General features: G+C 70.9%; 5 protein-coding genes. 2 read left to right on the top strand and 3 right to left on the bottom strand.

The annotated features are described in order from the left end of the window. On the top strand, window positions 1–327 hold a 327-nt coding region (locus ACOADB_RS13445; RefSeq protein WP_378599358.1), incomplete at its 5' end, for a glycosyltransferase. Between the two features lie 3 nt (window positions 328–330). On the opposite strand, the gene ACOADB_RS13440 is transcribed toward ACOADB_RS13445, so the two are convergent. Then, window positions 331–984 carry a DUF1345 domain-containing protein gene (locus ACOADB_RS13440; protein WP_378599355.1) on the bottom strand — a complete coding sequence of 218 codons (654 nt, stop codon included), beginning with the start codon at window positions 982–984 and terminating at the stop codon, window positions 331–333. 39 nt (window positions 985–1023) lie between these two features. Between ACOADB_RS13440 and ACOADB_RS13435 the strand changes: the two genes are divergently transcribed. Continuing rightward, on the top strand, window positions 1024–1926 hold the full coding sequence (locus ACOADB_RS13435) for a LysR family transcriptional regulator (protein ID WP_378599352.1): 903 nt from the start codon (window positions 1024–1026) through the stop codon (window positions 1924–1926). Between the two features lie 14 nt (window positions 1927–1940). Here ACOADB_RS13435 and fdhD read toward each other — a convergent pair whose 3' ends face one another. Both fdhD and ACOADB_RS13425 read right to left on the bottom strand, forming a co-directional pair. After that, a complete protein-coding gene (gene fdhD / locus ACOADB_RS13430) occupies window positions 1941–2777 on the bottom strand; it encodes a formate dehydrogenase accessory sulfurtransferase FdhD (protein ID WP_378599349.1) in 837 nt (278 codons plus the stop codon). Continuing rightward, a partial coding sequence (locus ACOADB_RS13425) for an FUSC family protein (protein ID WP_378599346.1) occupies window positions 2765–3463 on the bottom strand: 699 nt, incomplete at its 5' end. The genes fdhD and ACOADB_RS13425, both read right to left, overlap by 13 nt.

Here is a 3463-nt window from a genome sequence, read left to right as displayed (position 1 = left end):
GTGCCGACGCTGGACCTGCTGGTGCACCCCGGCGAGCACGAGACCGACTGCCACGCGTTGCGTGAAGCGGCCTCGGCGGGCGTGCCCGTCGTTGCTCCGCGTGCCGGCGGTGCCCGCCACGTGGTGTCCCACCTGGAGACGGGTGTCCTGTACGACGCCTCGGACCCGCGCGACCTCGCCCGGGCCGTCACGGCAGTCGCCGCCGACCCGCACCGCGGGTTGCTCGGTACCGCCGGGCGCGAGGCGGCAGGTCGTCGTACCTGGACCGACGCGGTGGACGAGCTGATCGCCGCCCACTACCCCGCGAACGTCGCGGTGAACGCCTGAAGCTCAGCTCGCGACGATCCCGACCACGAGGTTGATCGTCGTGGCGAGGATCGCGGCACCGAAGACGTACGAGAACAGGCAGTGCCGCAGCACCACCGCCCTGATCGGCGAGCTCGAGACGGCGGTGTCGGAGACCTGGTAGGTCATGCCGAGGTTGTAGCTGAAGTAGAAGAACTCCCGGAAGGCCGGCGGATCCTCGGAGTTGAAGTCGATGCCGCCCGGCGTCCCGCCGTAGTAGAGGTGCGCATAGCGGGTCGCGTACATCAGGTGCAGCGACGCCCAGGCCATGAAGACCCCGGCCAGCGCCAGCGCGGCCGGTCCGCGACCCGCGTGGTCCCCGCCCGCCAGCATCAGCATCACGATGCCTCCCAGCCCGGACAGCGCAGCGCCTCCGACGACGAGCTCGGTGGCGACGGGGCGCAGGTCCTCATGGGTGGCATTGACCCGGGTGGCGTCGGCGTCCATCGGCCACAGGACGAGCCATCCGACGGCGACATAGGCCGTGCAGGTGACGACGATGCCGGTCAGCACGCCGACCTCGGGATCGCTGACCGCAACGGCGCCGCCGGCTGCGGACCCGGCCGCGAGGGCACCCAGCAGACGAGGTACGGCGGTGGCCACCAGCGGCGGGCGCTTCGTGCTGGAGGTTGCCGTCATGTCGGCCAGCCTAGTGACGCGGTCTGGTATTGATGCCCCATGCTGCTGCGCCGCCTGGAGTACCTCGCCGCCTTGTCGCGCGAGAGCCACTTCGGACGCGCCGCAGCGGAGTGCCACGTCACGCAACCCGCACTGTCAGCCGGTATCCGGAAGCTGGAGTCCGAGCTCGGCGTGCAGATCGTGCAGCGTGGCCAGCGGTTCGAGGGCTTCACCCCCGAGGGCGAGGAGGTGCTGCGCTGGGCGAAGCGGATCCTTGCCGAACGCGCGTCGCTCGACCAGACACTCACCACCATGCGCGGCGGCCTCAGCGGCACCCTGCGGATCGGCGCGATCCCGACCGCGCTCACGGTGTCGTCGTTGCTGACCACTCCCCTGCACGAGAAGCATCCGCTGGTCCGCTTCCACCTCGAGTCGATGTCGTCACGCGAGATCGTCACCCGCCTGAACGACTTCGACATCGACGTCGGCATGACGTACGTCGACGGCGAGCCCCTCGGCCGCGTGAAGGTCGTGCCGCTCTACCAGGAGCGCTACCTCTTCCTCACCCCCATCGACGGCGAGTACGGCGACCGCTCCAGCATCACGTGGGCCGAAGCGGCGACCGCGCAGCTGTGCCAGCTGACCGGTGAAATGCAGAACCGCCGGATCATCGACGGCTACCTGGCCGACACCGGCCGCGACGCACGCATCACCGTCGAGACCGACACGGTGTCGGCGCTCTACGCCCACGTCACGTCGATGGGGCTCTCGAGCGTCGTACCCCACACGTGGGTGCCGAACTTCGGCGTGCCGGAGCGCACCCGGCTGATCCCGCTGCCGCCGCCGAAGCGCTCGTTCCACGTCGGCCTCGTGCTCGCCGGCCACGGTCCCGAGTCGATGCTGGCGCAGGCACTGGTCGACGTCGCGAGGACGCGGGCCGTCCAACGCGCCCTGCGGGCCTGACCAGACCCGTCCGGTCACACCGTTTCGGCGACCAGCAACCGCTCCGCAGCGGAGTAGACGTTCATCGACGCACCCCTCAGGAAGCCGACCAGCGTGAGGCCGTTCTCCTCGGCGAGGTCGACCGCGAGGGAGGAGGGCGCCGAGACCGCGGCCATCATCGGGATGCCGGCCATCACGGCCTTCTGCACCAGCTCGAACGATGCCCGGCCGCTCACCATCAGGATCGTCTCGCGCAGCGGCAGCATCCCGTTGCGCACCGCGTGCCCGATGACCTTGTCGACGGCGTTGTGCCGGCCGACGTCCTCGCGCAGGCAGAGCAGCTCGCCGTCGGCGCTGAAGAGGGCCGCCGCATGGAGGCCGCCCGTGCGGTCGAAGACCCGTTGCTCCTCACGGAGGCGTTCGGGCAGCTGCGCCAGTGCCTCCGGCGTGATCCGCAGCGGGTCGTCCGCGACGGACCACGTCGACGCCGTGCGTACGGCGTCGAGGCTGGCCTTGCCGCACAGCCCGCAGGACGAGGTCGTGTAGAAGTTGCGCTCCAGCGAGGCGTCCAGGGGCGGCAGGGACGGGTCGAGGCCGACGTCGACCACGTTGTAGGTGTTCGTGCCGTCCTCGGTGGCGCCGGCGCAGTAGCGGGCCGAGAGCACGTCGGACGTCGTACGCACGACGCCTTCGCTGACCAGGAAGCCGACGGCGAGGTCGAAGTCGTCGCCCGGCGTGCGCATCGTGATCGTGAGCGCCCGGCCACCGACCCGGATCTCCATCGGCTCCTCGGCAGCGAGGGTGTCGGGGCGCTGGTCCACGACGCCGTCGCGGATCCGCAGCACCTTCCGTCGTGCAGTCACACGGCCCATTGCCTGCTCCTGTCCTCCTGGGTGATGCCCCGGGTGCCGCGGACCAACGCCGCAGCGGCGACACCGGCTGCCACTCCGATCACGGTATCCACGCCCCGGGCAACCAGCATGGTGACGGGCTCGGAGGGAGCCGCCAGTTCGGTCATCAACATGATCAGCGGCGTGAAGAAGCCGAGCGCGACGCCGTAGTGCCGGCTCATGAAGAGCTCGGTGGGGAACAACAGCACCATCACGGCCGCCGCGAGCAGCGTCGGGCTCGGCTCCAGCAGCAGGATCAGCGCCGTGGCCATGAGCCCGACGAGCGTGCCGCCCACGCGGTGGACGGCACGATGGACCACCGCGGCCAGCTCCACGGGCTCGCCCGCGCTGACGACCGCCAGCGGCACGGCGGCCGCAGCCATCGCCCAGTTGGCGTGGTCGAGGCCCAGGGCCGTCCCGGCCAGTCCGGCTGCAGCCGTCGCCAGCGCGTAGCGCAGGGCGTGCACGACAGCGCCGGGAGGCAGCGTGCCAAGGCCCTCGTCGTGTGCGTCCTCAGTGGTCCCCACGCTCATCCCGAGCGCCATGCACCACACAGCCGTCCCCGCGCAGATGGCGAGCGCACCCCACAGGCTCACCAGCCCGGGAGCCACGGTGGCGGTGGCACCGAGGGCGAAGATCCCGAAGAACGGCCCACCCGGACGCAGTCT

This window comes from Nocardioides sp. CPCC 206348, assembly GCF_048654705.1.
Taxonomy (GTDB): Bacteria; Actinomycetota; Actinomycetes; order Propionibacteriales; family Nocardioidaceae; genus Nocardioides.
The sequence above is the reverse complement of the archived record's forward strand: the minus strand, read 5'-3'. Positions and strand labels throughout refer to the sequence as shown.

Coding starts and splice junctions, on each gene's coding strand:
- ACOADB_RS13440 (WP_378599355.1), bottom strand. CDS start 984: ATGACGGCAACCTCCAGCACGAAGCGCCCGCCGCTGGTGGCCACCGCC.
- ACOADB_RS13435 (WP_378599352.1), top strand. CDS start 1,024: ATGCTGCTGCGCCGCCTGGAGTACCTCGCCGCCTTGTCGCGCGAGAGC.
- fdhD (WP_378599349.1), bottom strand. CDS start 2,777: ATGGGCCGTGTGACTGCACGACGGAAGGTGCTGCGGATCCGCGACGGC.